The sequence below is a fragment of the Micromonospora sp. BL1 genome, assembly GCF_003667485.1.
Classification (GTDB): domain Bacteria; phylum Actinomycetota; class Actinomycetes; order Mycobacteriales; family Micromonosporaceae; genus Micromonospora; species Micromonospora tulbaghiae.
The window spans coordinates 1-4,958 of record NZ_RCVK01000086.1 but is presented as its reverse complement, the minus strand read 5'-3'; the positions used below and the strand labels follow the sequence as shown (position 1 = coordinate 4,958).

Genomic DNA, 4,958 nt, shown 5'->3' with positions numbered 1-4,958 from the left:
GGCCGCCCCCGGCCTGGCCGGGGGCGGCCCGGCCGGGGGCGGCCCGGCCGGGCGCGGGCACACGGCGCCTCACCTCACCCGCACTCCCCGATCAGACCACCTGGTCACGATGCGTAGTTTCGGCCCCGAGCAGCAGACACCCCTCCGCCGACTTTGCTCTGCAGCCAGATCCGCATCGGCAACCTTCCGTGAGCGGTGCGCATGAGGCTGCAGAGCAAAGTCCGCGAGAGGCAGTCAGCCCGGCCCGCGCAAGTGCTGGCTTATGTCCGGTTCGGTGCCTTTGGGTGCCAGCATTCGGCGACAGGGCAGGCGGAAGCCATCACGCTGAGCAATCTTCACGCTGCGTGTTCACCATCGAGCAACGTCAGCCCTCGCGCTGTGCAGGAGCGGTGCCGCAAGGCGCGACGCCGCCCCGCCGCCCGATGGCGTCCTCCTCCGGTTGCGGCAATGCTCGTCGGGTGACGGATCTCGACAACCAGGCGGGGTACTGGAACTCCACGGGTGCCACCAAGACTTTCGGCCACCCGGTCGCACTTCCGTGGCTGGACGGCATCGACCGGCGGGCACGGGTTCTCGACTACGGGTGCGGTTACGGTCGGCTGGCCGGGCTGCTCGTGCGGCAGGGCTTCGAGAATGTCGAGGGGGTGGATGTCGCGCCCCGTCTCGTCAGCCGCGCGAAGAACGAGCAACCCGGCGCGCGATTCACGGTTCTCACCAACCCTCCGCAGCTCGGCCAGCAGGAGGACACCGTCGACCTGGTGCTGCTGTTCGCGGTGTTGACGTGCATACCCGGCGACGCCGGGCAGCGGGAACTGGTGACGGAGCTGCGTCGGGTGCTACGGCCGGGTGGGCTGCTCTATGTCAGTGACCTGTGCCTGCAAGAGGATCACCGCAACCGTTCCCGGTACCAACAGTTCGCAGCGAAGTACGGCACCTACGGGATCTTCGAGACCGGCGACGGGGTGGTGTGCCGACACCACACCACCGACTGGCTGGACCAACTCTTCGGCGATTTCGACCTCGTCGCCGGCCGCGAGGTCGCAGTGGAGACGATGAACGGCCGCCCGGCCCTGGCCACCCAACGGTTGATGGTCAAGCCGCATGCCGAAACACCGCGGACCGGGCGCACGGCCCCCGGCACCGCCTGACGTCCCGACGGGTGGATCACCCTCCCGGCCCCGGAGCGGGAAGGGATAGCGTGCCGGGCATGACGCGTTGGGGAATCCTGGCCACCGGAAACATCGCCGCCCGCTTCGCCGAGGATCTGCGGCTGGTGCCGGACGCCGAACTGGTCGCGGTCGGCTCGCGTACCCGGGAGAGCGCCGAACTGTTCGCGCGCCGGCACGACGTGCCGCGGGCGTACGCCTCGTGGGCGGAACTGGCCGCGGACCCGGACCTGGACGCGATCTACGTGGCCACCCCGCACGCCGCGCACCACGAGGCGGCGCTCGCCTGCCTGGCCGGCGGCAAGGCCGTGCTGGTGGAGAAGCCGTGCACGCTGGATCTGCCGACCACCACCGAGCTGGTGGAGACGGCCCGCGCCCGGGGCCTGTTCCTCATGGAGGCCATGTGGATGCGGACCAACCCGCTGATCCTGCGCGTGCTGGAGCTGATCCGGGACGGCGCGATCGGTGAGGTGACGCACGTACGGGCGGACTTCGGCGTGGCCGGCCCGTTCCCGCCGGAGCACCGGATGCGCGCTCGCACGCTCGGCGGCGGCGCGCTGCTGGACCTCGGCGTCTACCCGCTGAGCCTGGCCCACCTGGTGCTCGGCGCGCCGCAGCACGTGCAGGCGTGGGCGAAGCTGACCCCGGAGGCGGTGGACGAGAACACCGGCATGGTGCTCGGATGGGACTCCGGCGCGGTGGCGACGCTCAGCTGCGGCATGGTCGGCGCGACAGCGATCACCGCGTCGATCACCGGTACGACGGGTCGGATCGACCTGCCCGAGCTGTTCTTCCGGCCCGCGCACGTGGTGCTGCACCGGGCCGGCGCCGAGCCGGAGACGATCCCGGCGGACCTGACCGGCGGCGGCTACCAGTACGAGGCGATCGAGGTGCAGCGCTGCCTGGCGGCCGGGCTGACCGAGAGCCCGCTGGTGCCGCACGCCGCCACGCTCGAGGTGATGGGCCTGATCGACGACATCAAGGCCCGGATCGGCGTCTCCTACGCGTGAGGGGTCCCCCGCCACGGCGGGGAACCCCTCGACGTCAGCGCGCGGAGATCAGAACAGGGGCCGGACCAGCAGGTACGCGAGGCAGGCGATCGCGGCGGCGGCCGGGAACGTGATGATCCAGGCGATCACGATGTTGCCTGCCACGTTCCAGCGCACCGCGGAGAGCCGTTTCGTCGCGCCCACACCCATGATCGCCGAGGTGATCGTGTGCGTGGTGGAGATCGGTGCCTTCAGCACCAGCGCGTTGAAGTAGAGCACCGCGCTGGCCACGGTCTCGGCCGCGAAGCCCTCCGCCGGGCCGAGGTCGATGATCTTCCGGCCGAGCGTCCGGATGATCCGCCAGCCGCCCGCGTACGTGCCGGCCGCCAGCATCGCGGCGGAGGTCCAGAAGACCCAGCCCGGGATGTGCGTCTTGCTCTCCTGGAAGCCGCCGGTGTAGAGCGCGAGCACGATGATGCCCATGGTCTTGGCGGCGTCCTGCATGCCGTGGCCGACCGACATGGCGGCGGCGGACGCGGTCTGCGCCCACCGGAAGCCGCGGCTGAGCTTGCCGGGCTGGCCCTTCCGGAACAGCCACATGATCGCCAGCATCACCAGGAAGCCGAGGATCAGGCCGACCACCGGCGAGAGCACCATCGGGACGAGGACCTTCTCGATGATGGTGCCCCACTGGACGATGCCGTCGGCGGCGAACAGGGTCGCGCCGACCAGGCCGCCGAAGAGGGCGTGCGAGGACGAGGACGGCAGGCCGAAGTACCAGGTGATCAGGTTCCAGATGATCGCGCCGAGTACACCGGCGAAGACCACGCCGAGGCTCTCCACCCCGGTCGGCAACGTCACCAGCCCGTCGCCGACCGTCTTGGCGACGCCGGCGCCGAAGTGCGCGCCGACGAAGTTGCCGACTGCGGCCAGCGCCAGGGCGATCCGGGGGGTCAGCGCCCGGGTCGAGATGCTGGTGGCGATCGCGTTTGCCGCGTCATGGAAGCCGTTCGTGTAGTCGAACGCCATGGCGACCGCGATCACCGCCAGCACGGCGATGAGTTCGGGACTCACTGGCTCAGGACTCCTTGACCGCGATGGTCTCGACGGTGTTGGCAACGTGCTCGAAGGCGTCGCAGGCGGCCTCCAACTCGTCGGCCACCTCCTTCATCTTCAGCACCGTGAGCGCGTCGTACTCACCGGAGAAGAGGCGTACCAGCAGCATCCGGTACGCCTGGTCGCCGTCGTTCTCGAGCCGGTTGCACTCGATCCAGTAGTCCTCGAGATCCTTCATCGACTTCAGCCGGGGCATCGCCTCGGCGGTGAGCTTGGCCTGCAGGTCGAGCACGTTCACCAGCTCGTGCAGCTCGCGCGGCAGCGACGGGAGCTTGGTCAGGCCGTACAGGTAGAGCAGGTTGCCGACCGCCTCCAGGTGGTCCATCACGTCGTCGAGCAGCGAGCCCAGCCGGTAGATGTCCTCCCGGTCGAACGGCGTGATGAACGTGGAGTTGATCTTCTTGTACAGCTCGTGCGTGATCTGGTCGCTGTCGTGCTCGATGTCGGTCAGCCGCTCGCTGATCGACTGCACGTCGGCGCCGGGCAGACCCAGCTCGTTGAGCAGGTCGGTCCCCTTCACCAGGTTCTGCGCAGCCCTGGTGAAGAGCTCGTAGAAGGCGCCCTCGGTGGGACGGAAGGAAAACTTCACAGCACGGACCTCGTCGTGTCGGTGGAAGGGTGGCCGTCGCCCCCCGGGCGTCTGCTCTGCGCATGCTAGGGACCGCGCCGAACCTACTTTCGATCGGCCCACCCCTGGTCAGGCCCGATTCACCGCTCGTTCACCTTCCGTTCACCTGATCACTCACGGCGCTGGCTCCGTAACCGGTCACGCTCCCGTTCGACGTCGAAATCGGCAGGCGGATACCCCAGATCCAACCCGTCGAACGTCTCCCGCAGCAGGTGGGCGACCGCCCAGTCCCGGTACCACTTGCGGTCCGCCGGCACCACGAACCAGGGCGCGGCGTCCGTGCCACAACGCTCGAAGGCCTCGGCGTACGCGGCCTGATAGTCGTCCCAACGTGCCCGGGTGTCCAGATCGCTCGGGTTGTACTTCCAGAACTTCGCCGGGTCGGTGAGCCGCTCCATCAGCCGCTCGCCCTGCTCGTCGTACGAGATGTGCAGCATGACCTTCACCACTGTGACCGCCTGCTCGGCCAGTTCCCGCTCGAAGTCGTTGATGATCGCGTACCGGGACCGCCAGGTCGCCTCGTCGACCAGCCCTTCGACGCGGGCGATGAGCACGTCCTCGTAGTGCGAGCGGTTGAACACGCCCACGTACCCGGGTGGCGGCAGCGCCCGGCGTACCCGCCACAGGAAGTCGTGCCGCAACTCCTCCTCGGTGGGCGGCCCGAACGAGCGGATGTGCAGCCCGAGCGGGTTCATCGCGCCGGCCACCCGCTTGACCGTGCCGTCCTTGCCGCCGCAGTCCATCGCCTGGAGCACCAGCAGCACCCGGCGCGGCCGGTCACCGCCGAGCCCGGCGTCCGCCTGCGCCGGCGCGCTGGTGGCGCTGCCCGGTCCGGCGGCGCCCTGCGCCGAGGCGTACAGCATCTCCTGCTGTCGCCCCAGCTCCGCGCCGACCAGCTCGACCTGGGCCCGCGCCCACTCCTTACGCGCCGGCCCGCGCCCGGCCGCCGCCGGCAGCCCTGGCGTCGACCGGGGGTCGATCGCCTCCAGATCCACCGCCCCGGGCCCCACCCGAAGCAGTTCCCGCATACGCCCGCCCTCGGGCCCCACCACCTCACTC

At 69.9% G+C, this 4,958-nt stretch carries 5 protein-coding genes; 2 read left to right on the top strand and 3 right to left on the bottom strand.

From position 1 onward, the window contains the following. Positions 1-422: 422 nt before the first annotated feature. Both EAD96_RS00740 and EAD96_RS00735 read left to right on the top strand, forming a co-directional pair. Positions 423-1,148, top strand: coding sequence for a bifunctional 2-polyprenyl-6-hydroxyphenol methylase/3-demethylubiquinol 3-O-methyltransferase UbiG (locus EAD96_RS00740; RefSeq protein WP_121682907.1), 726 nt, complete (start codon positions 423-425; stop codon positions 1,146-1,148). Positions 1,149-1,207: 59 nt separating this feature from the next. Next, positions 1,208-2,176 carry a Gfo/Idh/MocA family protein gene (locus tag EAD96_RS00735; protein ID WP_121682908.1) on the top strand — a complete coding sequence of 323 codons (969 nt, stop codon included), beginning with the start codon at positions 1,208-1,210 and terminating at the stop codon, positions 2,174-2,176. Positions 2,177-2,224: 48 nt separating this feature from the next. Here the strand turns inward: EAD96_RS00735 and EAD96_RS00730 are convergent, their stop codons facing one another. From EAD96_RS00730 to EAD96_RS00720, 3 genes are all read right to left on the bottom strand, one after another. Then, positions 2,225-3,229, bottom strand: coding sequence for an inorganic phosphate transporter (locus tag EAD96_RS00730; RefSeq protein WP_120572904.1), 1,005 nt, complete (start codon positions 3,227-3,229; stop codon positions 2,225-2,227). A gap of 4 nt (positions 3,230-3,233) precedes the next feature. Beyond that, positions 3,234-3,860: a DUF47 domain-containing protein gene (locus EAD96_RS00725; RefSeq protein ID WP_030504473.1), complete on the bottom strand. Its 627-nt coding sequence runs from the start codon at positions 3,858-3,860 to the stop codon at positions 3,234-3,236. A 149-nt stretch (positions 3,861-4,009) separates the two neighbouring features. Continuing rightward, complete coding sequence (locus tag EAD96_RS00720) at positions 4,010-4,948, bottom strand: PPK2 family polyphosphate kinase (protein ID WP_233585330.1); 939 nt, start codon at positions 4,946-4,948, stop codon at positions 4,010-4,012. Positions 4,949-4,958 lie beyond the last annotated feature (10 nt).